General features: G+C 66.7%; 19 protein-coding genes and 1 tRNA gene. 7 read left to right on the top strand and 13 right to left on the bottom strand.

Going from position 1 to position 23,511, the window contains the following annotated elements; translation table 11 throughout:
- The first annotated feature begins 36 nt into the window (after window positions 1–36).
- The 3 genes from DFR24_RS04035 (at window position 37) to DFR24_RS04025 (ending at window position 3,738) form a co-directional block, all read left to right on the top strand.
- Window positions 37–2,196: a 3-hydroxyacyl-CoA dehydrogenase NAD-binding domain-containing protein gene (locus DFR24_RS04035; protein WP_133880041.1), complete on the top strand. Its 2,160-nt coding sequence runs from the start codon at window positions 37–39 to the stop codon at window positions 2,194–2,196.
- Between the two features lie 123 nt (window positions 2,197–2,319).
- Window positions 2,320–3,042 (top strand): alpha/beta fold hydrolase, encoded by a 723-nt coding sequence (locus tag DFR24_RS04030; RefSeq protein WP_133880040.1) that lies wholly within the window; start codon window positions 2,320–2,322, stop codon window positions 3,040–3,042.
- 198 nt (window positions 3,043–3,240) lie between these two features.
- On the top strand, window positions 3,241–3,738 hold the full coding sequence (locus tag DFR24_RS04025) for an Mpo1 family 2-hydroxy fatty acid dioxygenase (RefSeq protein WP_133880039.1): 498 nt from the start codon (window positions 3,241–3,243) through the stop codon (window positions 3,736–3,738).
- A gap of 100 nt (window positions 3,739–3,838) precedes the next feature.
- Here DFR24_RS04025 and DFR24_RS04020 read toward each other — a convergent pair whose 3' ends face one another.
- Genes DFR24_RS04020 through DFR24_RS04010 form a run of 3 tightly spaced genes read right to left on the bottom strand, consistent with a single transcriptional unit; the run spans window position 3,839 to window position 7,258 of the window.
- Window positions 3,839–4,264 (bottom strand): SRPBCC family protein, encoded by a 426-nt coding sequence (locus tag DFR24_RS04020; RefSeq protein ID WP_133880038.1) that lies wholly within the window; start codon window positions 4,262–4,264, stop codon window positions 3,839–3,841.
- A 60-nt stretch (window positions 4,265–4,324) separates the two neighbouring features.
- Window positions 4,325–5,560, bottom strand: a complete 1,236-nt coding sequence (locus DFR24_RS04015) for an alpha/beta fold hydrolase (RefSeq protein ID WP_133880037.1) — start codon at window positions 5,558–5,560, stop codon at window positions 4,325–4,327.
- A gap of 21 nt (window positions 5,561–5,581) precedes the next feature.
- Window positions 5,582–7,258, bottom strand: a complete 1,677-nt coding sequence (locus tag DFR24_RS04010; protein WP_133880036.1) for an AMP-binding protein — start codon at window positions 7,256–7,258, stop codon at window positions 5,582–5,584.
- A 186-nt stretch (window positions 7,259–7,444) separates the two neighbouring features.
- On the opposite strand from DFR24_RS04010, the gene DFR24_RS04005 reads away from it, so the two are divergent.
- Window positions 7,445–8,371 carry an oxidoreductase gene (locus tag DFR24_RS04005; protein ID WP_133880035.1) on the top strand — a complete coding sequence of 309 codons (927 nt, stop codon included), beginning with the start codon at window positions 7,445–7,447 and terminating at the stop codon, window positions 8,369–8,371.
- An 8-nt stretch (window positions 8,372–8,379) separates the two neighbouring features.
- Window positions 8,380–9,810: an amidase gene (locus DFR24_RS04000; RefSeq protein ID WP_133880034.1), complete on the top strand. Its 1,431-nt coding sequence runs from the start codon at window positions 8,380–8,382 to the stop codon at window positions 9,808–9,810.
- Window positions 9,811–9,858: 48 nt separating this feature from the next.
- On the opposite strand, the gene DFR24_RS03995 is transcribed toward DFR24_RS04000, so the two are convergent.
- Window positions 9,859–10,755, bottom strand: a complete 897-nt coding sequence (locus tag DFR24_RS03995) for an Imm72 family immunity protein (RefSeq protein ID WP_162851027.1) — start codon at window positions 10,753–10,755, stop codon at window positions 9,859–9,861.
- Window positions 10,756–10,921: 166 nt separating this feature from the next.
- On the opposite strand from DFR24_RS03995, the gene DFR24_RS03990 reads away from it, so the two are divergent.
- Window positions 10,922–12,418 carry a flavin-containing monooxygenase gene (locus tag DFR24_RS03990; RefSeq protein ID WP_210772462.1) on the top strand — a complete coding sequence of 499 codons (1,497 nt, stop codon included), beginning with the start codon at window positions 10,922–10,924 and terminating at the stop codon, window positions 12,416–12,418.
- Window positions 12,419–12,502: 84 nt separating this feature from the next.
- On the opposite strand, the gene DFR24_RS03985 is transcribed toward DFR24_RS03990, so the two are convergent.
- The 4 genes from DFR24_RS03985 to DFR24_RS03970 all read right to left on the bottom strand — a co-directional run bounded on the left by DFR24_RS03985 (window position 12,503) and on the right by DFR24_RS03970 (window position 16,920).
- Window positions 12,503–13,549, bottom strand: coding sequence for an aminotransferase class IV (locus DFR24_RS03985; protein WP_133880031.1), 1,047 nt, complete (start codon window positions 13,547–13,549; stop codon window positions 12,503–12,505).
- Window positions 13,546–15,204 carry a biosynthetic-type acetolactate synthase large subunit gene (ilvB, locus tag DFR24_RS03980; protein WP_133880030.1) on the bottom strand — a complete coding sequence of 553 codons (1,659 nt, stop codon included), beginning with the start codon at window positions 15,202–15,204 and terminating at the stop codon, window positions 13,546–13,548. Before ilvB ends, DFR24_RS03985 begins: the two co-directional genes overlap by 4 nt.
- A 328-nt stretch (window positions 15,205–15,532) precedes the next feature.
- On the bottom strand, window positions 15,533–15,727 hold the full coding sequence (locus tag DFR24_RS03975; protein WP_133880029.1) for a rubredoxin: 195 nt from the start codon (window positions 15,725–15,727) through the stop codon (window positions 15,533–15,535).
- Complete coding sequence (locus DFR24_RS03970) at window positions 15,724–16,920, bottom strand: alkane 1-monooxygenase (RefSeq protein WP_133880028.1); 1,197 nt, start codon at window positions 16,918–16,920, stop codon at window positions 15,724–15,726. Before DFR24_RS03970 ends, DFR24_RS03975 begins: the two co-directional genes overlap by 4 nt.
- A gap of 104 nt (window positions 16,921–17,024) precedes the next feature.
- On the opposite strand from DFR24_RS03970, the gene DFR24_RS03965 reads away from it, so the two are divergent.
- Entirely contained in the window at window positions 17,025–17,990 is a 966-nt protein-coding gene (locus DFR24_RS03965; protein WP_133880027.1) for a LysR family transcriptional regulator, read from the top strand.
- Between the two features lie 79 nt (window positions 17,991–18,069).
- Here the strand turns inward: DFR24_RS03965 and DFR24_RS03960 are convergent.
- The 5 genes from DFR24_RS03960 to DFR24_RS03940 form a co-directional block, all read right to left on the bottom strand.
- A tRNA-Val gene (locus tag DFR24_RS03960) sits at window positions 18,070–18,146 on the bottom strand.
- Window positions 18,147–18,201: 55 nt separating this feature from the next.
- Window positions 18,202–19,341 (bottom strand): cellulose synthase complex periplasmic endoglucanase BcsZ, encoded by a 1,140-nt coding sequence (bcsZ, locus tag DFR24_RS03955; protein WP_133880026.1) that lies wholly within the window; start codon window positions 19,339–19,341, stop codon window positions 18,202–18,204.
- Window positions 19,341–21,401, bottom strand: coding sequence for an excinuclease ABC subunit UvrB (gene uvrB, locus DFR24_RS03950; protein WP_133880025.1), 2,061 nt, complete (start codon window positions 21,399–21,401; stop codon window positions 19,341–19,343). Before uvrB ends, bcsZ begins: the two co-directional genes overlap by 1 nt.
- Window positions 21,402–21,577: 176 nt before the next feature.
- Complete coding sequence (locus DFR24_RS03945) at window positions 21,578–22,648, bottom strand: alkene reductase (protein ID WP_133880024.1); 1,071 nt, start codon at window positions 22,646–22,648, stop codon at window positions 21,578–21,580.
- A 42-nt stretch (window positions 22,649–22,690) separates the two neighbouring features.
- On the bottom strand, window positions 22,691–23,461 hold the full coding sequence (locus DFR24_RS03940) for an SDR family oxidoreductase (RefSeq protein WP_133881455.1): 771 nt from the start codon (window positions 23,459–23,461) through the stop codon (window positions 22,691–22,693).
- Window positions 23,462–23,511: the final 50 nt, after the last annotated feature.

The following is a 23,511-nucleotide window of genomic DNA, read 5'->3' as shown; positions in this document are numbered from 1 at the left end:
GCACTCCCTCCTTCTTTTCATTCTTTCGGGAACAACATGACCACCTCGACTTCCGCCGTGACTTTCGACGTCGACGCCGACGGCATCGCCACGATCAGCCTGGACCTGCCGGGCCGTCCGATGAACGTCATCAACGAGAACCTGATGCAACCGCTGGTCGAGGCCATCGGCCGCGTCGCCAGCGATGCTGCGATCAAGGGCGCGATCCTGACGTCGGGCAAGAAGGACTTCATCGCCGGCGCCGATATCGACTTCGTGTTCAGCATCACCGAGCCGAAGATCGCGTTCGACCTGGCCGAGGACCTGAAGAAGCAGCTGCGCAAGATCGAGCTGTGCGGCAAGCCCTTCGTCGCGGCCATGAACGGCACGACGCTCGGCGGCGGTCTCGAGATCGCACTGGCCTGCCACCACCGCATCGCCATCGACGACGCCAAGACCAAGATCGGTCTGCCGGAAGTGAAGCTGGGCCTGCTGCCGGGCGGCGGCGGCACGCAGCGCCTGCCGCGCCTGATCGGTATCCAGGCCTCGGCGCCGCTGCTGCTCGAAGGCAAGGAACTGAATCCCGCTGCCGCCAAGCAGCAGGGGCTCATCCATGACCTCGCGAAGGATCGCGCCGAACTGCTGGCCAAGGCCAAGGCCTGGTGCCTTGCGAATCCGAAGCCGATCCAGCCCTGGGACGACAAGAAGTTCAAGTTCCCCGGTGGCGATTCGAAGCACCCGGCCGTCGTGCAGGTGCTCGCGATCGCGCCGTCGATGGCCAACGCCAAGACGCAGGGCAACTACCCTGCCCCGCGCAACATCCTGTCTGCGATCTACGAAGGCGGCATCGTCGACTTCGATACCGGCTGCCGCATCGAGTCGCGCTACTTCGCCGAGCTCGTGGTGTCGCAGGTGTCGAAGAACATGATCGGCACGCTGTGGTTCCAGCTCAACGGCATCAACAAGGGCAAGTCGCGCCCGGCCGGCATCGAGAAGACCAAGACGCAGAAAGTCGGCATCCTGGGCGCCGGCATGATGGGCGCCGGCATCGCCTACGTGTCCGCCAAGGTCGGCATGCAGGTCGTGCTGCTGGACACCGCGCAGGAGTCCGCGGACAAGGGCAAGGCCTACTCCGCCGGCCTGCTCGACAAGGACATCAAGAAGGGCAAGCTGCTGCCGACCGACAAGGAAGCCTTCCTGTCGCAGATCCTGGCGACGACGAAGTTTGAGGATCTGGCCGGTTGCGACCTGATCATCGAAGCGGTGTTCGAGGACCGCGCGATCAAGGCCGACGTGACGAAGAAGACCGAAGCCGTCCTCGGCGCCAACGTCGTGTTCGCCTCCAACACCTCCACGCTGCCGATCACCGGCCTCGCCAAGGCGCATTCGAAGGCCGAGAACTTCATCGGCCTGCACTTCTTCTCGCCGGTCGACAAGATGCCGCTCGTCGAAATCATCATGGGCGAGAAAACGTCGAAGGAGACGCTGGCGAAGGGCTTCGACTACGTGCAGCAGATCAGGAAGACGCCGATCGTCGTCAACGACTCGCGCGGCTTCTACACCTCGCGCGTGTTCGGCACGTACATCAGCGAGGGCATGGCGCTGCTCGCCGAGGGCGCGCATCCGCGTTCGATCGAGGTGGCGGGTCTGCAGGCCGGCATGCCGGTCGGACCGCTGGCCCTCAGCGACGAAGTCTCGATCTCGCTGGCACTCCACGTGCTCGAGCAGACCCGCAAGGACTACGCGGCCGAGGGCAAGGTGCTCGAAGCGCGTTCGGCGGACACCGTCATCGAGAAGATGTGCAGGACGCTGGATCGTCCGGGCAAGAAGGCCGGCAAGGGCTTCTACGACTATCCGGCGGCGGGCACCAAGGGCGAGAAGACGCTGTGGAAGGGACTGGCCGAAGCCTTCCCGCTCGCGAAGAACCAGCCCGAGCAGCAGGAGCTGATCGACCGGATGATGTTCGTGCAGGCCGTCGATGCCGCGCGCTGCTTCGAGGAGCGCGTCGTGACGACGGTGGCCGATACCAACATCGGTTCGATCTTCGGCTGGGGCTTTGCGCCGCACCAGGGCGGCGCGCTGCAGTTCATCAACGCCTACGGGCCGGGCAAGTTCGTCGCGCGTGCGCAGTCGCTGGCGGCGAAGTTCGGCGCGCGCTTCGCGCCGCCGAAGTCGCTCATCGAGATGGCGAAGGCCGGCAAGACGTACCAGGACTGAGCAGCGCACCCCGTAGCCCGGACGCAGCCCGGGGGTGCGTTCGCCATCAGGGCGGCACCCCGGACTTCGTCCGGGCTACGGGGTGGAACTGGACCGGCCGCAGCACGAAGGCGACGATAGGCGATGAGCACATTCATCCTCGTTCACGGCGCTTGGCACGGCGGCTGGTGCTGGTACAAGCTCGCGGCGCGTCTTCGCGCTGCCGGCCATGTCGTCCTCTGTCCCGATCTTCCGGGCCACGGCCTGGATCGCACGCCCATCGCCGAGGTCACGATGGCGGCGTACGTCGAGCGCATCACGCAGGAGCTGGATGCCGCCGAGGAGCCGGTCGTGCTGGTCGGACACAGCATGGGCGGCGCAGTGGTGACGCAGGCAACCGAGGAGCGGCCCGAACGCGTACGGCACCTGGTCTACATCGCGGCTTTCGCACCGGGTGACGGGCAGTCGGTGCTGCAGCTCGCCCGCGCCGATCCGGACGATCGTCTGGGCAAAACGATGGTCTTCGCGGCGGATCGCAAGAGCATCACGCTCAAGCCCGAAACCATCCGCGGTTCGTTCTACGCCGACTGCCCGGACGAAGACCTCGCGCTGGCGCAGTCGTTGCTCGTTCCGCAGTCGCCGGCGCCGCTCGGGGCGACGCTGCGCGTCAGCGCGGAACGCTGGGGTCGCGTGCCGCGCAGCTATGTCGAATGCACGCAAGACATGGCGGTCTCGATCGGCGCGCAGCGGACGATGCCGGGTCGCAGCGGATGCGTGAAGGTGCACACGCTGGAGACCGGGCATTCGCCGTTCCTTGCGGCGCCGGATCGGGTCGCGGAAATCCTGAAAGGAATCGCGAAGGCGTAGCCCGGACGAAGTCCGGGTTGCCCCTCTGCCGAGGACCGCGCCCCCGGACTTCGTCCGGGCTACGGGGTCGCGTCACTTCAGATTTGGTTCCGGGCCATACCGGCGTGGGCTAAATCTTCCAGATGGGAGATTTGCCTCCGGGCACGCCGTTGGCGATGCGCAGGCGCATGCTGTGTCGCACAGCCCGAGCCCGAATCCATGCGCACCCTCGACCAGTACCTCGACGCCTACGCCGTCAGCCATCGGAACCCGTTGAACCAGGTCATCCACGTGATCTGCGTACCGGCGATCTTCTTCGCGACTCTCGCGCTGCTGTGGCTGGTGCCGGTGGGTCGCTTCGTTCCGGGCCTGCCGGCCGAGGTCGCGGCCTGGATCAACCTCGCCACCTTGCTCATGCCGTTGGCCGGCGTGTTCTACCTGAGCCTGTCGTTCGGCAGTTTCCTGGTCGGTGTCATCTGGACGGTGCTCAGCGTGCTGCTGATCCTGGCGATCCGGCACGCCCACCTGCCCCTGTTCGCGATCGCCGCCACGGTCTGGGTCGTGGCCTGGATCGCTCAGTTCTACGGGCATCACGTCGAGGGCGCGAAACCCTCGTTCGCGGACGACATCCTGTTCCTGCTGATCGGCCCGCTGTTCGTGCAGCAGAAGCTGCAGCGATGGGTGACGACCGGCTCGATGCAAACCAAAACGCGCTGAGGAACGACCGTAGCCCGGGTGCAACCCGGGGCCTCTTCTCACTCTGGGAAGAAAAGCCCCGGGTTGCGTTGCACCCGGGCTACGTCAGCGATGCTGAGCCTCAGCTCTGCTTCGCGATGACGTCGATGATCTTGTTGTAGAGGCCTTCCAGCATCGGCTTGACCTCGGCTTCGGGCGCGCCTTTCGCGATCCAGTTGCTGCACCAGCGAATCGTGGTCCCGCCACCCGGCGCATCGGCCAGTTCGACCACTGCGTGGTAAGCCGTCAGCGGCAGCACGTCGTTCTTGATCAGCGAATAGGACATCAGCCGCCCGTCGAACGCGGCTTCGAGCCGCTCCTCGAGGTCCGACGACGTGCCCTTGAGTCGCACCACGCGCACGCCACCGATGCCCGAGCCGCGCATCGACACGGATTCGACGTCTTCCGGCAGCAGCTTGCCGATACCGCCGAAATCATCGACCAGGATCGAGTACGTCCGCTTCGGGGACAGTTTGATCGTGCGTTCCACCAGCGCTGAATAGCCCATCGGTTCTCTCCTCGCATCGCATCGTGTTGCGGAAGCCGAGTCTGCACCCGATACGCGATCTTAGAAACCCGGATCGTCCGATAGCCGTTTGCGGCGGCGGATCTTGCGCTCGGTCTCGACTTTCTCGGGTGCGCGCGCGATCTCGATCGACGAGCGCGATTCCAGCCAGTCCGCCGCCACTTCCCAGACCGCGGCCTGCGCCTTGGCGCCCGACAGCACGCCCATGTGACCGCCGGGCGCAACGAGATACTGCTTGTCCTCCGAGGCGACCAGCTCGAGGCTCTTTCTGGCGGCGTCGGGCGTGACGAGGTTGTCGGTCTCGCCCGCGAACACCAGCACCGACGACGAGATGCGATCGAACTTCACGGACTTCCCGTCGAGCTCGAAGCTGCCCCTCGACAGATCGTTGTCGATGGCGAACTTCACGAACATGTCCTGGATCAGGCGTCCGGGATACGCGAGCATGTTGTTGAGGAAGCTCGACGTCGTGGTGTGGCTCTCGACGAACTCGCGGTCCCACAAGCGCAGCACCAGGTCCCAGTATGTCGTGATGCTGCCGATCGGATTGGTCAGCTTGAACGCGAGCGAATTCATCCACCCCGGGATGCTCATCTTCTCCGGCGCAAGGTCATGCAAGCGGAACGAAGTGAGCTTGCGCACGATCTCCGCGGGCTTCATCAGCGCCGCCGTGAGCTGGCCCATGATGCTGCCCTCGCGCATGTCGATGGGGCTGGCCACCGTGACGATGTTGCGAAGGTGGGCGTCGTGCGACAGACCCGCGTACATCAGGCAGAACAAGCCGCCCAGACACCAGCCGAACAGGCTCAGGTCCTGCACCTGCGCGTGCTCGCGGATGCGCTTGAGCGCCACCGGCATCAGGTCGTCGACATAATCGCCAAGGCCGAAGTTGGCCTGTTCGCGACCGGGCTCGCCCCAGTCGATCAGGTACACGCGGTAACCGCGCGCCACGAAATACTTCACGAGGCTGCGATTGGGCATCAGGTCGAAGATCGTCGGCCGCGCCGCGAGCGGCGGCACGAACACCAGCGGCACGCCGTGCGTCTCGCCTAGCGCCGTCATCCTCGCGCCGCCGGCCAGCTCGATCTCGTCTTCCTCGAGCGGCGGGTAGTAGCGAACCGAGGTGATGCCGTACGTATGGACGATCTCGTGCGGCGTCTGCTCCGACCGCACCATCGTGCCCGGCAGGAAGATGCGATCGAAGGCGTTGTTGGCGACATCGACGACGCGGTGATTGATCGCGAGCGCCTGGTCCAGCAACTGGTTGACGATGTCCATGCGGGTTCTCCGTGCCCTAGCCTAGCCCCAGACGATCTTGCGGCGACGCGAGGCCCAGGCCTCGATCTCCGGTTCGTAGCGCTTCTCGACGATGTCGCGCTTGATCTTCATCGTCGGGGTCAGGAACCCGTTCTCGATGGTCCACTGTTCCTTGACGACGGCGATGAAATCCAGGACCTCGTGCGGCTCGAGCTCGCTGTTGACCTCGTCGAGCAGGTCGGACAATTCATGGTCCAGCTCGGCGCGCGCTGCGGCATCGCCGATCTGCGCCTGTGCGTCCAGGCTCAGCATCACCAGCGCGTAAGGCTGCGGCATGCCCGCGCCGGCCACGCACACAGCCTCTATCTTCGGGTGCCGCATCAGCCGATTCTCGATCGGCGACGGCGCCACGTACTTGCCCTTGCTGGTCTTGAACAGCTCCTTCACGCGACCGGTGATGCGCAGGCGACCCTTGTCGTCGATCTCGCCGCGATCGCCCGTATGCAGCCAGCCCTCGGCGTCGAGAGCTTCCCGGGTGCGTTCCTCGTCGCGGTAGTAGCCCATCATGTTGCAGGGACTCTTCACCAGGATCTCGCCGTTCTCGGCGATGCGGCACTGCGCGCCGGGCATCGGCTGCCCGACATAACCGACGCGCACCTGGCCCGTGCGGTTGGAGTGCGAGTAGGCGAAGTTCTCCGACATGCCGTAGCCCTCGATCAGTTCCAGACCGATCTCGCGGTACCACTCGAGGATGTGCGGCGGCAGCGGCGCAGCGCCGGTGAGTGCGTAGCGCGTGTAGTCCAGGCCCAGTTCGTGCAGCAGCTTGCGCTTGACGATGCCGCCCACCACCGGCATCCGGAACAGCACCTTCTGCCGCTTCAGCGGCAGCTTCTGCTGGATGCCGAGATAGAACTTGGTCCACAGGCGCGGCACCGACAGGAACAGGGTCGGCCGTGCGCGGCGCATGTCGTCGAGGAAGGTCGTCAGCGAATCCGCGAAGTACACGCGGCAGCCGCTGCGCAACGACGGCGATTCCACCACCGCGCGCTCGGCCGCGTGCGCCAGCGGCAGGTAGGAAATCATGCGGTCCTCGGGCGTGGGCTCGACCAGCGTCCGCGCACCCTCCGCGCAGCGCAGCATCGCGCCGAAACTGATCATCACGCCCTTGGGCTTGCCGGTGCTGCCCGAGGTGTAGACGATCGTCGCCAGTTCCTGGGCCTTGCGTCGCAGCGCCGTCTTGGCCGGCCGCGTCTTGGCGACCAGGTCTTCCCAGCGCGGATAGTCGTTGGGATGGGCCAGCGGCAGCGCGACGCAGGGAAGATCGGCCGGCAGCGCGGAGCGGATCGAATCCCAGTCCGACTTCTCCAGCTTGCCGAGGAACAGCAGCTTGACCTCGGCGTGCTCGAGGATGAACGAGGCGGTCTCGGTGTTGAGCGTCGGATACAGCGGAACGCTGACGTGCCCGGCCATCCAGATCGCGAGGTCCGCGATGATCCAGTGCGCGCAGTTCTTCGACAGCAGGCCGATGTTGCTGCGCGGCGCCAGCTTCAGCGACTTGAGGTGCGCGGCCATCCGCCGGGCCTGGTCGCCGACCTCGGCCCAGGTGTAATCGGTGACCTGGTGCCCGTTGGGCTGCGTCAGGTACACCGCCTGGGGCTGCGTCAGCTCCCAGTGATGAAACCAGTCGAGCAAGGTCTGCTTGGGCTCTGCGCTTGCCATCTCGCGTCTCTTTTCTGTTTGAGGTGAATCGGCTCTCCGCCTGCCGCGATTCTTGCAGAACGAGGCGCAGGCCGGACGTGGCCGCTCGCACGCGATGGCCTGGCGTGGAGCACATGCGCCTTTCGGATGATTCGCCGATCGACCCGGCTGGCGATGATCGCGCTTCGACAGGATGGATCGGCCTGCATGAAAACCTGGACCTTCGACGACATTCCCGATCTGACGGGAAAGCGCGCCATCGTGACCGGCGCCAACAGCGGCCTGGGCTACTGGACCGCGTTGCACCTGGCCCGCCGCGGCGCCGCGGTCGTCATGGCCTGCCGGTCGGCCGAACGGGCGATGGCTTCGCGAGACCGGCTGCTCGCAGCGATCCCCGCCGGCCAGGTCGAGGTCATGGAGCTGGACGTCGCGGACCTGGATTCCGTGAAGGCGTTCGGGCAGCGCTACGCGCACAACCACGATGCGCTGCACCTGCTGTGCAACAACGCCGGGCTCGCCTTGCCGCCGTTGTCGCACACGCGTCACGGATTCGAGCTGCAATTCGGCACGAACTTCCTCGGCCACTTCGCGCTGACCGGGCATCTGCTGCCGACGCTGCGCGCAACGCCAGGAGCGCGCGTGGTGCATACGGCGAGCATCGCGCACCGCTTCGGCCGCATCGATTTCGATGACCCGCATTTCAGAACCCGTCGCTACCAGGACATGGCGGCCTACGGGCAGAGCAAGCTGGCGAACCTGATGTTCGCGTTCGAACTGCAACGCCGCTTCGTCGGCGCCGGCATCGAGGCCACCAGCATCGCTGCGCATCCGGGCTACGCCGCCACCAACATCAGCGCGAACAATTCGCTGGGCAAGTCGCGCATCGGCAACGCGATGGTGCGTCTGGGCGACCGGCTGCTCGGGCAGAGCGCCGAAACCGGGGCGATGCCGATCCTGCTCGCGGCGACCTCGCCGACGGCGGCCGGTGGCGCGTATTACGGACCCGGCGGATGGTTCGAACTGCGCGGCTCGCCGCGCCTCGTCGACAGTACGCGGGCCTCGAAGGACACCGCCGTTGCGGCGCGATTGTGGACGATGGCGGAGAATCTGACGGGAGTGCACTTCCTGAGCTGAACCGCCTGATGAATCCGCTGACCGCCTCCGCCATGGAGATGGCCGCCGCGCTGCGCGCGCGGCGCCTGACGTCCCGCGCACTGGTGGACGCGCACATCGCGCGGGTCGTCGCCGTGAACCGGCGCATCAACGCCATGGTGCAGTTCCGCTTCGACGAGGCCCGCGTCGAGGCCGATGCGGCGGACGCACGCCTCGCCAGCGATGAGAGCCGCGACACCCTGCCGCCGCTGCTCGGCGTGCCCTGCACCATCAAGGAAAACTTCGCGTTTCCCGGCTTTCCTCAAGTCTCCGGGATGGTGTCGAGGCGCAAGGCGATCGCCACCGTCGAGGCGCCGGCCGTGTCGCGCCTGCGCGCTGCCGGCGCGATCGTGCTGGGTTTCTCCAACACGCCCGAGCTGTGCATGTGGATGGAGACCGCGAACCGCGTCTACGGACGCACCGGCAATCCCTACGACCATCGCCGCATCGCGGGCGGCTCCAGCGGCGGCGAAGGCGCGTTGATCGGTGCGGGTGCATCGCCGTTCGGCCTGGGCGCGGATGTCGGCGGCTCGATCCGCTTCCCGGCGTTCTTCAACGGCGTCTTCGGCCACAAGCCGACGCCGGGCATCGTGCCCAACACCGGGCAGTATCCCGAGCCGACCGGTGACATGAACCGCAATTGCGTGACCGGACCGATCGCGCGGCGCGCGGACGACCTGTGGCCACTGCTCAAGATTCTCGCCGGACCCGATGGCGTCGATCCGGTCTGCACGGCCGGCGCACTGCGCGGTGACCCGCGTCGCGTGAAGCTCGACAAGCTGCGCATCTTCGCGATCCGCGACGACGGCAAGCGCAAGGTCGCCGCCGACCTGTCGGCCGCGCAGGCGCGCGCGGCGGAATGGCTGGGCTCACAGTCGTCGCAGAAGCTCACGTGGCTGCAGCCGCCGGCGCTGCGCAAGGCCTTCGACATATGGGCCGCGCTGATGCACGCCGCCGAACCGGAGCCTTTCGCCGTCCAGCTCGGCGAAGGCCGGCGCATCTCGACGTTCCTCGAACTCGCCAAGTGGCCGCTGGGTCTCACGCCGCACACCCTGCCGGCGCTGGTGCTCGCGCTGATCGAGACGCTGCCGCTGCCGACCCGTCGCTACGTAGAGATGGGCAAGGCCTTGCGAGAGGAGCTGATCGAAACCCTGGGTGACGACGGCGTGCTGCTCTACCCGCCGTACACGCGCGTGGCGCCGCTTCACAACCATCCGCTGCTCACGCCGTTCGATTTCGCCTACTGCGGCATCTTCAACGTGCTGGGCTTTCCGTCGACGCAGGTGCCGCTGGGTCTCAATGAACAGGGCCTGCCGCTCGGCGTTCAGGTGGTCGGCGCGCCCGGGCGCGACGCACAGACCATCGCCGTGGCGCGGGCGCTAGAGAAGCAGTTCGGCGGCTGGGTGATGCCGCCGTCGTAGTCGTAGCCCGGGTGAAACCCGGGCTAGGGCGCCCGGTGATCGATCCCGTTACCCCGGCAGCGCGTTGTCCTCGTCCAGCATCGCGCTCTCGTCCTCGCTCTCCGCACCGCGATACCGCGTGTCGGTCCACACGAGCTGCCACACCGTGGCTTCGTCGGCGAACTCGTAGTCGCTCCAGGCATCGCGTGCCGGCTCACCGCCTGCCGCCGGCGTCGCCTCGTAGTCGAGGCGCTCGCAGGGACGACGCAGCTCCGGCGCCGGCTGGCCCGCGACCAGGAAGTTGGGACAGGCATTCAAGGTCGTGGTGGCAATCCAGATGCCGGTCACGGGGATCTTCTTGCCCGTCTTGAGCTTCGGCGAGCGTGGATCGGGCAGCGGCAGCGCGTCCAGCTTCTCCGGAAAGCTTCGCGGGCGCATGCGCAGCGACAAGCGGTCGGCCAGGATCGTCTCACAGGCCCAGCAACCCTCCAGCGTGCGCTCGATGCGATCCATCATCGCGACGGCACTCTCGCCCCAGGGCCGCGCGGCGGGTCCGATCGCATCGATCAGTTGCGTCAGCGAGAAGCGAAACTCGTCGCGGGCATCCGCCGGCTCCAGGCCGCTCACGGCCTCGCGCAGCGCCGGGTACGCCCGGGCGGCGTCACCTTTGTCGAGCGCATCGAGCGCGCGCTGGAACGAGGCCAGGCGCTGGTGCAGAGCCAGCGCCCACTCCTTCGCAACTTCCGGCGACAGAACCTCGTCAGCATCGCTCCACTCGAGGAAGGCGCGGATCAGGCCGGCGAACAGATCCCGTGCGCGGGCGATATAGGTGCGCGAGGTATAGCGACGCAGCAACCAGCCCATCTGCGCGAGCGTGGCAGCGTCCGGGCCCGGCTCGTTCCCATCGAGTTCGACGATCGTGGGGGCAGCCTCGTAGATGATCTCCGGCTCTTCGTCGTCTTCCATGTCGCCATCCCCCGTCCGGCCTGGTGCGGTACGCGATCGATTGTCGGCCCGCCAAGGCGCTTTTGTCGCACCCGACGAACGCGTCATCCGGCATCAAAGCACAGTAATCCCGATATCGCGCAGCCCTGCGCTAAGGTCGCTCCCTTCAGCAGCGCAGGAGCGGTGGGTGGGAACACACGAAGAACCGACGCGAAACACGGCCGCGAGCCCCAGCATCGCCATCATCGGCACCGGCTTCGGCGGCCTGGGCATGGCGTACGCGCTGAAAAAGGCAGGCATCGAATCGTTCACGATCTTCGAGAAAGCGCAGGACGTGGGCGGTGTCTGGCGCGACAACACCTATCCCGGCGCGGCCTGCGACGTCGCCTCGCACCTGTACTCGTTTTCGTTCGAGCCCCACTACGCCTGGTCGCGCCGCTACGGGCCGCAGGCCGAAATCCATGCGTACCTGCGGCACGTCGCCGACAAGTACGACCTGCGCCGGCACATCCGTTTCGCAACCGAGGTGGCGAGCGCGGACTTCGATGAATCGCGTTCGCTGTGGACGCTGCGCTTCACTGACGGCAGCACGCACGAAGCGCAGGTGGTGATCACGGCGGTGGGCCAGCTCAACCTTCCGCAGACACCGAACGTCGAAGGCATCGAGCGCTTCACCGGTCGCGTTTTCCATTCGGCGCGCTGGGAGCACGACTACGATTTTCGCGGCAAGCGCGTCGCGGTCATCGGCACCGGCCCCAGCGCCGTGCAGTTCGTACCGGCGCTCGCCGCCGAGGTCGACAAGCTGGTCGTGTTCCAGCGCTCCACGAGCTGGACGCTGCCCAAGTTCGACGGCAGTTACACGCGTGTCGAACGCTGGCTGCTGACGAAGCTGCCGTTCCTGCACACGCTGGACCGCTGGCGCATCTACTGGTGGTACGAGTTTCTTTCCGCGGCCTTGCAGAACGGCTCGCTGCTCGGCCGGCTCTCTCGTCCGCTGCTGCGCTTCGCGGCGCGTGCGCTGATGAAGGCGCAGGTGAAGGATCCCGCGCTGCGCGCGCGGCTCACGCCCGACACGCCGCTGGGCTGCAAGCGCATCCTGCTGTCCAACGAATGGCTGCCCGCACTGGCGCGGCCCAACGTCGAGGTCGTCACCGAGCCGGTGCTCGAAGTCGGCGCGTCCAGCATCCGCGCCGCCGACGGCGTCACCCGCGAGATCGATGCCCTGGTGTTCGGCACCGGCTTCTCGGCCACACAGTTCCTGGCGCCGATGGATTTTCGCGGCCTGGGCGGGGCCTCGCTTCGGCAACGCTGGAAGGATGGCGCGCAGGGCTACCTGGGCGTCGCCGTCTCGGATTTCCCGAACCTGTTCATGCTGTACGGCCCCAACTCCAATCTCGGCGCCGGCTCGATCATCTTCATGCTCGAACGCCAGCAGCGTTACATCACGCAGTGGGTACGCGAGATGACGCAGCGCAGGCTCGCCACGGTCGACGTCGAACCGGCGGCGCAGCAGGCGTTCAACGAGGAGATGGCAGCACGCAGCGGGAACTCGGCCTACACCGGCGGCTGCAGCAGCTGGTATCTCGTCGGCGGCCGCAACACGAACAACTGGGTCGGCTACATGAGCGAGTACGCGCGTCGGCTGCGACGGCCGTCGATGTCGCACTTTCGCGTACGGACTTGAGAACACGACCTGCGCGCCGCACGCACCGTGTCGCGGTGCGTGCGGCTCATGCCGAGGCCTGGCGCGGCCTATGCGATCGGATACTCAGATCGCACAGGCCCACGTCGAGAAGCCGGACTCAGTCCCTTCCTGACATCGCTTCAGCCGATCGCGCAGAACCGCGACCTGCGGATCATCCGGAAACGACACCGTCGAGGATTCGCTGCGGATCGACGCGATGCGCACGATCCTCGCGGCGGTTCCGCAACCGAACGCCGCACCGAGCCGTCCTTCGCGTTCGAGCGTTGCGAGCTCACGCAGGTCGAGTCCGCGTTCCTGCACGTCGACGCCCTGCTCGCGCATCAGCGTCATCAGGCTGTCGCGCGTGATGCCCGGGAGGATCGTTCCATCCAGCGGCGGCGTGCACCACGTGTCGTCGATCTTCACGAACAGGTTCATCGTGCCCGCCTCGGACAGGCGCGTGCGCGCCGCGTCGAGCCAGGCCACGTCGTCGCAGCCGCGCTCGCGCGCCCGCACCAGGCCCAGCAGTCCGGCGGCGTAGTTGCCGCCGGTCTTGGCCGCGCCGGTGCCGCCGATCGCGGCACGAGCGAGTTCGGATTCCGCCCAGAGGTTCACCGTCTTCGGCAACGGATCGCTGCTCGGCGTCACGATCAGCGCCAGGCGGTGCGTATGCGCCACGCGAAATCCCAGAGCCTCCTCGTCCGCGAACAGCGTCGGCCGCAGGTAGAGCGATCCGCGTCCCTGCGGCGGCAGGAAGTCCTCGTGCAGCCGCGCCGCCAGCCGGCAGGCCTCGATGAACAGGGATTCGGGGACATGCGGCATGCGAAGGCGACGGGCGCTGCTCGTCAGGCGCGCGGCGTGCTCCCGCGGTCGGAACAGGTGCGCATCGCCGCGCGGCCCGCGATAGGCCTTGAGCCCTTCGAACACGGACAGTCCGTACTGCAGCCCGCCGCTGGCCATCGGACTGCGCGCTTCGGACAACGGCATCGCGTGCAACGCCGACCAGCCTTCGCCGTCGCGGTGCTCGGCGCTGACCACCCACGGCGCGAGCTTCTGTCCGAAACCGAGTTGCTCGGGTTGCGGCCAATCGGCAGGTCGACGCGCCAGCGCGTATTCGGTCATGGAGCTCATGCGATCACCTCGAGGTTGGACTGTCCCGGCGCCACCATCGGCAGCACTTGTTCATCGGCGTGGATCGGCGCGCGGACCAGCACCGGTCCGGGCTCGGCGAATGCGCGGCGCAATGCCGCCTGCGCATCGCGTGCCCGTCCGAGATCGATCGACGGAATGCCGAAGGCTTCCGCGAGCGCGCAGATCGAAGTGCCGCGCGGATAGCCGGAGGCTGTGAAGCGCCGCTCGTAGAACAGGCTCTGCTGCTGGCGCACCATGCCCAGGCCGCCGTTGTCGAACACCACGATCTTCACGTCGAGCTGCAGATCGGCGAGCGTCGCGAGCTCCTGCACGTTCATCAGCAGGCTGCCGTCGCCGGTCACGCACAGGGCGCCGGTCTCCGGTGAAGCGAGCGCAGCGCCGATCGCAGCGGGAATTCCGAACCCCATCGTGCCCAGGCCGCCCGACGTGAGCCATCGCGCCGGATTGCGGATCGGATATTCCTGCGCCATCCACATCTGGTGCTGGCCCACGTCTGTGGTCACCGCGCGATCCGGTCCGGCGAGTCGCGCAATCTGCGCGATCAAGCCTTGCGGACGCGCCAGCGAATGCGGGTCCGCGATGGGCGCCGGATACGTCCGGCGAAGCTCGCCCACGCGCGCGAGCCATTCGGTGCGCAAGGTCGGTCGCAACATTGCGCAGAGCCCACGCAACGCGGCACCGGCGTCGGCATGGATCGCGAGGTCCGTTCGTCGCAGCTTGCCGAGTTCGCGCGGGTCCGCATCGATGTGGATCACGCGCGCATTCGGAGCGAACGCGGCGAGCTTGCCGGTGGCGCGATCGTCGAAGCGTGCGCCGATGGCGATCAGCAGGTCGCACTCGTCGATCGCCCGATTCGCATGCTGCGCGCCGTGCATGCCGAGCATCCCCAGCGCGAGCGGATGCTCCGGCGGCAAGGTACCGAGCGCCATCAGCGTGGTCACCGTCGGCAGGCTCGCGGTCTCGGCCAGGCGCTGCGCATCGGCGAAGGCTCGCGAGATCCGCACCCCGCCACCGAGATAGAGCAGCGGACGCTGCGAGCGCTCGATGAGGCCCGCCGCACGCGCGATCTGGTTCGGGTTGGGGACCGGCGCAGCCGTCGGGCTCACCGGGTCCGGAAGCCCGTCGAGCGTGATGCGTTCGGTCTGGACGTCCTTGGGAATATCGAGCAGCACCGGGCCGGGGCGGCCGCTCTCGGCGATGCGGAAGGCCTCGGGCAGCAGTTCGGCGAGTTCGGCTGCCGAGCCGATCTCGAAATGCGCCTTGGTGATGCGATCCACGATGAACCCGGTCGGCGCTTCCTGGAACGCGTCGGTGCCCTTGAGCGCGCGCGGCACCTGCCCGGCCAGCAGCACCAGCGGCACCGAATCCGACTTGGCATCGGCCAGCGCCGTGACGGTGTTCGTCACGCCGGGTCCGGACGTGGCGATGGCCACGCCGGCCCGGCCGGCGACGCGCGCATAACCCTGCGCGATGAAGGCGGCGCCCTGTTCGTTGCGCGCCAGCACGTGCGGCAGTTGCGAGTCGTCCAGCGCGCGGTAGAGCGGCAGGACGGCGCCGCCAGGCACGCCGGTGACGAAGGGCGTGCCGCGCCGTTCCAGGAAGCGGGTGATGAGTTGTGCGCCAGTGATGTCCATGAAGGTTCCAGGTTGGAACCCCTTGGGCGGAACATCCGGCGAATCCTGCAACCCCTACAACGAAAAACCCCGCCGGATGTTGCGCCGGCGGGGTTGGATTGTTGCGTGCAGCGTCCCCTACGGCGCGTCGGTAACGACGACCAGTACGGCGAGGACGATGGCTTTGTTGCGGAGGTGCATTGCGGGCTTGCGATGTCTTCGGCAGGGCGGCGACGGCGTCGCGCTCATGCGGAACGGGAGGAAGCGTAAAACATTCGCCGCGATCTGCCTACCCGTGCGCGGCGATCCGCCCCCCTTGCGGCAATCGGGCCGAGTCGGCGCATCCCGGCTAGGGAACGGGGTTCTCGCCAGCGGGAAGCGGCTCGAAGTCGGGCTTCTCGCGCACGGCGCACTGCGGGCAGGCCCAGTCGTCCGGAACCGCCTCCCAGCGCGTGCCGGGCTTGAACCCTTCGTGTGCGTCCCCGGTCCGCTCGTCGAACACGTACGAGCAGCCGGGACATCGATAACGGCGGTAGGCCGTCATCGGGCGACGGGGACCTGCTCCCCGGCGCCGGCATGACGCGCCGCCAGCTTCGCGCGCTTTTCGGCCAGCACGTTGATGCGGCTGAAGTCACCGCCCGCCCAAGCCATGACGCGGCGATCCATCAGCGCGAACCACAGCGGCGGCAGCAGCGCGATCATGAACATCAGCGGGTACCCGCTCGGGAATTCCGGCAGCTTGTCGAAGGCGCGCAGGCTCTGGTAGCGGCGCGTCGGGTTGGCGTGATGATCCGAATGACGCTGCAGATTGAACAGGATCAGGTTCGACATCACGTGGTTCGAATTCCACGAGTGGTACGGCTGGCAGGGCTCGTAGCGCCCGTTCGCGAGCCTCTGGCGCATCAGTCCGTAGTGCTCGATGTAGTTGGCGCTGCTCAGGATGCCGAACCAGCCCCAGAACGCCTGGATGAACAGGAACGGCAGCATCACCCAGCCGAAAGCGTAGATCAGCGCCGCGTACAGGGGCACCGTGAGCAGCAAGGGCTGCAACACCTCGTTCTTCAGCGTCCACGGTCCGCTTTCGCACCGCGCCAGCCGCGTTTTCTCCGAACTCCAGGCGCGGCGCATCGCACCGGGAATCTCGCGGCAGGCGAATCGGTAGATGTTTTCGCCCATGCGCGACGAGGCCGGGTCCTCGGGCGTGGCCACGTCCTTGTGATGCCCCTTGTTGTGCTCGATGAAGAAGTGCCCGTAGCCGACGACGGCCAGGACGGTCTTGGCCAGCCAGCGCTCCGGCGTCGTCGTCTTGTGGCCGAGTTCGTGACCCGTGTTGATCGCCAGTCCGTTGACCACGCCCACCGACAGCGCCAGGCCAAGGATCGAATACCAGGCCAGGTCCTGCGTGCCGACCACGTAGGCCGAATACACGAGCGTCAGGTAGTGGATCGGGACCGTCAGATACGTCAGGTACCGGTAGTAGCGGTCGGCGTCGAGTTGCGGCACCACCTCGGGAGGCGGATTGCTGGCGTCGGGCGGCAGCAGGTGGTCGATGACGGGAACGATCAGGTACCAGATCACCAGCGTCGCCCAGTACCAGGCCGCGTGACCGGTCTGGATCGCCAGCAGGCACGAGCCCACCGGCAGCAGCGGCCAGGCCAGGGACAGCGACCACAACCAGCGTCGGCGATCGGTGTAACGGACGGAGCGGCCGTCTGCTGACAGGGCTTCGATGCTCATTTCTATGGGTCTCCTCGCGTGGTCCAACGCACAGGGACGATATTGACGAGGGCGCCGAATGCTCGTCCAATTCATTATTCTTCGGCAATCGATCGATTTCTGTCATGTCCGAATCCCTGCGTCAGCTGCGTCACGTGCTCGCCCTCAACGAGCACCGCAATTACCGTCGCGCCGCCGAGGCCCTGCATCTGACGCAGTCGGCCCTGTCCGTGAGCATCCGTCGCATCGAGGAGGACTACGGCGTGCAGCTGTTCGTGCGCGACCAGAGCGGCGTGACGCCGACCGAGTACGGCGACGTCGTGCTGCGCGTGGCACGCGAGAGCACCGCGGCGCTCGACGAGGCGCGCCGCGAGATCGAACTGCTGCGCAATCTGGATTCGGGCAAGGTGATCATCGGGTCCGATCCGTGGATGGCGGACATCATCGTGGCGCCGGCGCTGTCGCGCCTGCTGCGCAAGCATCCGAAGCTGCGCTTCCGCCTGCGCACGCAGGGCTGGGACGAACTCCAGAACGAACTGCTCGCGCGCCGCGTCGACGTCTACGTGGGCTCGCCTTTCGATGCGCTGGATCCGGGCATCGACGCGCGCACCTTCGCGATGTCCTCGCCCGTGATCCTGTGCCGGCGCGATCATCCGCTGACCCGGCTGCCGAAGATCAAGATCCGCGACGTCCTGCCCTACCCGCTGCTGGTGCCGAAGCTGCCGCGCTGGTACCTGTCCTGGCTCATGGAGCATTACGGCGGCGGCAAGTCCTCGGAAGAACTGCACGACCTGTTCCTGCAGGCCGAGGACTTCACGGTCATCCGCCACATCGTCCACCAGACGGATGCGATCACCGCAGGCGTGATCGGCGTATTCCCGGCCGAGCTGTCACGCGACGAGTTCGCGATGCTCGACATCGCCGATCTGTCGCATGTGCGCGCGCCGGTGATCGTCGCGACCTTGTCCGGACGGCCGATCCCTGCGGCGACCGCGGCCTTCATCGAGCAGATCGTCGAGGAGATCGAGCGCATCCGGATCTCCATCCTGCCGCCAAGGAAGTCGCGCCGAGCGGCGCGGGATGCCGGGTGAAACGGGAGCGGCAGATGCAAAAAAATGCCGGGCGCAGTGCCCGCATCGACCTGCTACCACTGGCACCGAAGGTACCGAGTGGTAGGCGCGAGAGGACTCGAACCTCCGACCCCCACCATGTCAAGGTGGTGCTCTAACCAACTGAGCTACGCGCCTGCCGAACCGCAGGGGCGCGAAGATTAACGGCGCATCCCCGGCGACGCAAATGGAATCAACGCGTCGCGCATCCCGACCACGCGGGGACGAGGCCGCCATCGGCAGCGAACCGGTAGCGGCCTGCGCTCCAGCCGCCGCCCCACAAGCGCAGGACCTGGTCGTAGTAGAACGTCGCGTCGCTCGCCGTCTGCACCGCGAGGTGCAGACTCTGCTGCGCCACCGCGCCGAAATTGCCCTGTGCCGTGAAGAACGGAAGGAAGGAAGCGGAGAATCCGCCGGAGGCCAGGCCGCGCGTACGACCCGAGGCGATGTCGATGTAGGTCGGGGGCCGGCCATCCGCCGAGAACAGACCGGCGACCGGTGCATACCGCGCCAGCAGCTCGCCCCGGTCCGGGTCCTGCGCGTCGAGCATGCCGATCCACAGATACACCCGGATTGCGTCGTAGCTGCCCAGCCCCTGCGTCTTGGTGTCCGGAACGAAGCCTTCCCGCGGGCGCCACTCGATCCAGTCGCCCGCCACGCCCCGCGAGGCGCCCTCCAGCAGCACGCGACGCGATGACCACGTGACTGCGTTCCACAACGGATCGCCGGTGTGTCCGCCGATGCGGCGCAGCGGCTGCAGCGCGAGATAGCTGGGGTTGAGGCGCGCGTAGTCCTTGAACACGAAACCGTGCGGCGCCGGCACCAGGGTCGGGCCCAGACCCGGCAGGTCGATCACCTCGTGTTTCGCGATATTGGCGATCAGCGCGTCCGCCAGCCGTTCGTACTTCGGCTCCGCCCACAGCCGGCCCGCTTCGAGCAAGGCGTAAGCCAGCCAGACGTCGGCGTCGGTGGCGGCATTGGGATCGAGCACGCCCCACGCCTGGCCGTCCTCGCGCCTGCCCCAGAGCCAGGCCGGCAGGTTCTCCGCCAGGTCCCCTCGCGACAGGTTGTTGGTCGTCCATGCGAGCAGGCGATCGAAGCTCGCGCGGTCGTCGGCGATCAGCGCGAACATCATCGCGTAGGCCTGGCCTTCCGAAACCGTTCGCTGGTCCGCGTGCATCGGATCGATGACGCGGCCGTCGCCGCTGATGTAGCCGGACTTGAACGCCTCCCAGGCCGGCCAGGGACTGCAGTCCGCGCGCGCCGCTGCCGACGACAGCACGGCCATCAGCAACGCGGCGCAGACCGCGATGTGGCGCCACCCATGCCGCATCAGGCCGCGTGCACCAGCAACTGTTCGCGCAGGCGCCGGACGTCGTCGCGCAGCTTCGCCGCCTTCTCGAATTCCAGGTTCTGCGCGGCGACGCGCATTTCCTTCTCGATCTTCGCGATCTTCTTGGCCATCTGCTCGGACGTCAGCCGCGCCTCGTAGCCGGCCTTGGGCTCCGCCGCCTTGGGCAGCGCGCCCGAGCCGTCGGCATATCCGTAGCGCATCAGGTCGGCGATACGCTTGGTCACGCCGCGCGGCGTGATGCCGTGTTCGAGATTGAAGGCCTGCTGCTTGGCACGACGACGATCGGTCTCGCCGATCGAGCGACGCATCGAGTCGGTGACCTGGTCGGCGTACAGGATCGCCCTGCCCTCGAGGTGACGCGCCGCGCGTCCGATCGTCTGGATCAGCGAACGATCCGAACGCAGGAAGCCTTCCTTGTCGGCATCGAGGATCGCGACCAGCGAAACCTCCGGAAGATCGAGACCTTCGCGTAGCAGGTTGATGCCGACCAGGACATCGAAGACACCCAGGCGCAGGTCGCGGATGATCTCGGCGCGCTCGACGGTATCCACGTCGGAGTGCATGTAGCGCACCTTGACGCCGTTCTCGTGCAGATAGTCCGTGAGGTCCTCTGCCATGCGCTTGGTCAGCACGGTGATCAGCACGCGCTCGTGCTTCTCGGCGCGGATGCGGATCTCGCCGAGCACGTCGTCGACCTGCGTGCGCGCCGGCCGGATCTCGACCTGAGGATCGACCAGCCCGGTGGGACGCACCACCTGCTCGACGACGCTCGAACCCGACTTCTCCACCTCGTACGGACCGGGTGTGGCGCTGACGTAGATCGTCTGCGGCACGAGTCGCTGGAATTCTTCGAACTTCAGCGGCCGGTTGTCCATCGCGCTGGGCAGACGGAATCCGTACTCGACCAGCGTTTCCTTGCGCGCGCGATCGCCCTTGTACATGGCGCCGAGCTGCGGAACGGTGACGTGGCTTTCATCGACGACCACCAGCGCGTCCGGCGGCAGGTAGTCCAGCAGGCACGGCGGCGGCTCGCCCGGATTGCGGCCCGAGAGATAGCGGCTGTAGTTCTCGATGCCCGAGCAGAATCCGACTTCCTGGATCATCTCCAGGTCGAAGGTCGTGCGCTGCTCGAGGCGCTGCGCTTCCAGCAGCTTTCCCGCCGACTGGAAATACTTCAGGCGCTCACGCATCTCGTCCTTGATGACGTCGAACATGCCCAGCACTTTCTCGCGCGGCGTCACGTAGTGCGACTTCGGATAGATCGTGTAGCGCGGCACGCGCTGGCGCACTTCGCCGGTGAGCGGATCGAAGATCGACACCGATTCGACGACGTCGTCGAACAGCTCGACGCGCACGGCCTCGTCGTCGGTTTCGGCCGGGTGGATGTCGATCAGGTCTCCGCGCACACGGTAGGTGCCGCGCGCGAGATCCATGTCGTTGCGCGTGTACTGCATCGAGGCGAGCTGGCGGATCAGGCTGCGCTGATCGATCTGATCACCGACCTTCATGTGCATCACCATCTTGAAGTAGCTCTCGGGGTCGCCGAGGCCGTAGATGGCGGAGACGCTGGCCACGATGATCGAGTCGCGACGTTCCATCAGCGCCTTGGTGGCCGACAGACGCATCTGCTCGATGTGCTCGTTGATCGAGCTGTCCTTCTCGATGAACGTGTCCGTGCTCGGAACGTAGGCTTCCGGCTGATAGTAGTCGTAGTACGAGACGAAGTACTCGACGGAGTTGTCGGGGAAGAATTCCTTGAACTCGCCGTAGAGCTGCGCGGCGAGCGTCTTGTTGGGCGCCAGCACCAGCGTCGGGCGCTGCACCTGGTGGATCACGTTGGCGATCGAATACGTCTTGCCGGATCCGGTGACGCCGAGCAGCGTCTGGTGCGCGACGCCGGCCTCGAGATTCTCGACCATCCCCGCGATCGCGGCCGGCTGGTCGCCCGCCGGCGGCCATTCGCTCTTGAGCTTGAACAGCGCGTCACGCCGGTGCTTGAGGCGGACGACCTTGAGATTGTCGCGAGGAGCTTCTTTCATGGACGGTCGGCGTCGGAATCGGCCTGGGCCACGAAGGAAGCGTGGCGGGAGTCCGAAGGTGGGGTCGCTCCCACGATAGACAACTCCATCGCGGAAAACGATCCACCTTCGAAGCCCACCGAAATCCGGCGGCCGATCACGCGATCGGACCGCCGGTGACGGCCCTGCCCTGCGCGCTAGGCGGCCAGGCGCGGGTAGTCGGTGTAACCCTCAGGGCCCGGGGCGTAGAACGTCGCCGGGTCGAAGGCGTTCAGCTCGGCCTTCTTCGCGATGCGCTCCGGCAGATCCGGATTCGACAGGTACCACTTGCCGTAGACGATGGCATCGGCGCGGCCTTCTGCCACCGCCGCTTCACCCGAAGCGCCGTCGAAGCCGCCGTTGAGCAACAGCGCTCCGCGGAAGGCGCGGCGCGCGATCTTCTGCAGTTCCAGCTCTTCGGGACGATCCCACTGGTCGTGGCGCAGTTCGAAATGGCCCAGCTTGCGGGCCTGGGCCTGTTCGGCCACGTAGGCGACGAGCTCACGCGGGTTGGAGTCGACCATGTCGTTGAAGCCCACCAGCGGCGAGATGCGCAGACCGACCTTGCCCGCACCCCAGACGCCGATCGCGGCATCGATGACATCGAATAGCAGGCGCGCGCGATTCTGCAGCGAGCCACCGTAGACATCGGTGCGATCGTTGGCGCCGTCGCGCAGGAACTGATCGAGCAGATAGCCGTGCGCACCGTGCATCTGCACGCCGTCGAAGCCTGCCGCCTTGGCGTGCAGCGAAGCCTGCCGGAACATCTCGACGATGCCGGGGACCTCGGCGGTGGTCAGTGCGCGCGGAACCGGATACGCGTGCTTGCCGGTCGGCGTGTGCGTGCTCGAGTCGCGGATCGCACGCGGCGTCGAGGAGATCGGCTGCACGCCGTTGTTGATGTCCTGATGCGTCGCGCGGCCCGGGTGCCAGAGCTGCACCTGGATCAGACCGCCCTTGGCGTGGACCGCGTCGGTCACCTTCTTCCAGCCGAGCGCATGCTCGGGCGAGTAGAGGCCGCCCTCGCCGATGAACGCGCTGGCCTGCGGATCCACCATCGTGGCCTCGGTGAACATCAGGCCGCCGCTGGCGCGCTGGGCGTAGTACTCGGCCATCAGCTCGTTGGGCACGTGCGTGGTGCCGGCGCGGGTGCGCGTCAGCGCCGCCATGACGACGCGGTTCTTCAGCTTCAGGTCACCGACCTGTACGGGTTCTTGCAGGGTAGGCATGTCGATCTCGTTCGTTTCGTGGGTTGAATGGGGTGGAGAGGATTACCAGGGCAGGCGTTCGCCGAGGTGGAAGAAACCGCCATTGGGCCCATCGGCGGGAATCAGCGCGAGTTCGACCGAGGTCTTCGCGCCGTCGACGATTTCCATTGGGGCCGAGGCACCGCCCATGTCGGTCTTCACATGCCCGGGATGGATGGAATTGACCTTGACGGAGGTGCTGCGCAGTTCATGCGCGAGCTGCACGGTCCAGGCGTTCACCGCGGCCTTGCTGACGTTGTACGCGGGAACCTTGAAGTCGTAGTACGGACTCGTCGGATCAGCCTGATCGTTGATCGAGCCCAGGCGGCTGGACACGTTGACGATGCGTCCGGCCTTGGATTTCTTCAGCAGCGGCAGGAAGGCCAGCGTCGTTTCGACCAGTCCGAAGACGTTGGTATCGAAGGTCTTGCGCCAGGTCTCCAGCGTCTGCGCCGAAGGCGGCTTGTCCAGGGCGTCGAGCACGGTGCCGGCGTTGTTGATCAGGATGTCGAGGCGGCCGTGCCGGCCTTCGATTTCCGAGGCGGCGCGCTGGATGCTGGCCGAGTCGTTCACATCGAGCTGCACGTGCTCTACCGGAAGCCCTTCCTTGACCAGGACCTGCGCCGCGGCTTCTCCGCGCGCGCCGTCACGGCTGGCCAGAATCACCTGCACGCCGCCCTTCGCGAGCTGACGCGCCGTCTCCAGTCCGATGCCCTTGTTGCCGCCTGTCACCAATGCCAGTTTTCTTTCCACTTTCGTCTCCAATTCGATTGAATGGTCCAGGACGGACACCATCATGAGATGATACCGAGCGGTATCATGAACGGACAGTGCGACCGGGACGG

The organism is Panacagrimonas perspica (assembly GCF_004364935.1).
Taxonomy (GTDB): Bacteria; Pseudomonadota; Gammaproteobacteria; order Nevskiales; family Nevskiaceae; genus Panacagrimonas; species Panacagrimonas perspica.
This window is presented reverse-complemented; position numbering and strand designations above follow the sequence as displayed.

Excerpts from the sequence above, each read along its gene's own strand:
- DFR24_RS03945 (WP_133880024.1), bottom strand. The coding sequence starts at position 22,648 with ATGCCTACCCTGCAAGAACCCGTACAGGTCGGTGACCTGAAGCTGAAG.
- DFR24_RS04035 (WP_133880041.1), top strand. The coding sequence starts at position 37 with ATGACCACCTCGACTTCCGCCGTGACTTTCGACGTCGACGCCGACGGC.
- DFR24_RS03970 (WP_133880028.1), bottom strand. The coding sequence starts at position 16,920 with ATGAGCATCGAAGCCCTGTCAGCAGACGGCCGCTCCGTCCGTTACACC.
- DFR24_RS04000 (WP_133880034.1), top strand. The coding sequence starts at position 8,380 with ATGAATCCGCTGACCGCCTCCGCCATGGAGATGGCCGCCGCGCTGCGC.
- DFR24_RS04025 (WP_133880039.1), top strand. The coding sequence starts at position 3,241 with ATGCGCACCCTCGACCAGTACCTCGACGCCTACGCCGTCAGCCATCGG.
- DFR24_RS04030 (WP_133880040.1), top strand. The coding sequence starts at position 2,320 with ATGAGCACATTCATCCTCGTTCACGGCGCTTGGCACGGCGGCTGGTGC.
- ilvB (WP_133880030.1), bottom strand. The coding sequence starts at position 15,204 with ATGGACATCACTGGCGCACAACTCATCACCCGCTTCCTGGAACGGCGC.
- DFR24_RS04005 (WP_133880035.1), top strand. The coding sequence starts at position 7,445 with ATGAAAACCTGGACCTTCGACGACATTCCCGATCTGACGGGAAAGCGC.
- DFR24_RS03975 (WP_133880029.1), bottom strand. The coding sequence starts at position 15,727 with ATGACGGCCTACCGCCGTTATCGATGTCCCGGCTGCTCGTACGTGTTC.
- DFR24_RS04020 (WP_133880038.1), bottom strand. The coding sequence starts at position 4,264 with ATGGGCTATTCAGCGCTGGTGGAACGCACGATCAAACTGTCCCCGAAG.
- DFR24_RS03985 (WP_133880031.1), bottom strand. The coding sequence starts at position 13,549 with ATGAGCTCCATGACCGAATACGCGCTGGCGCGTCGACCTGCCGATTGG.
- DFR24_RS04015 (WP_133880037.1), bottom strand. The coding sequence starts at position 5,560 with ATGGACATCGTCAACCAGTTGCTGGACCAGGCGCTCGCGATCAATCAC.
- DFR24_RS03965 (WP_133880027.1), top strand. The coding sequence starts at position 17,025 with ATGTCCGAATCCCTGCGTCAGCTGCGTCACGTGCTCGCCCTCAACGAG.
- DFR24_RS03940 (WP_133881455.1), bottom strand. The coding sequence starts at position 23,461 with ATGGTGTCCGTCCTGGACCATTCAATCGAATTGGAGACGAAAGTGGAA.
- uvrB (WP_133880025.1), bottom strand. The coding sequence starts at position 21,401 with ATGAAAGAAGCTCCTCGCGACAATCTCAAGGTCGTCCGCCTCAAGCAC.
- DFR24_RS03995 (WP_162851027.1), bottom strand. The coding sequence starts at position 10,755 with ATGGAAGACGACGAAGAGCCGGAGATCATCTACGAGGCTGCCCCCACG.
- DFR24_RS04010 (WP_133880036.1), bottom strand. The coding sequence starts at position 7,258 with ATGGCAAGCGCAGAGCCCAAGCAGACCTTGCTCGACTGGTTTCATCAC.
- bcsZ (WP_133880026.1), bottom strand. The coding sequence starts at position 19,341 with ATGCGGCATGGGTGGCGCCACATCGCGGTCTGCGCCGCGTTGCTGATG.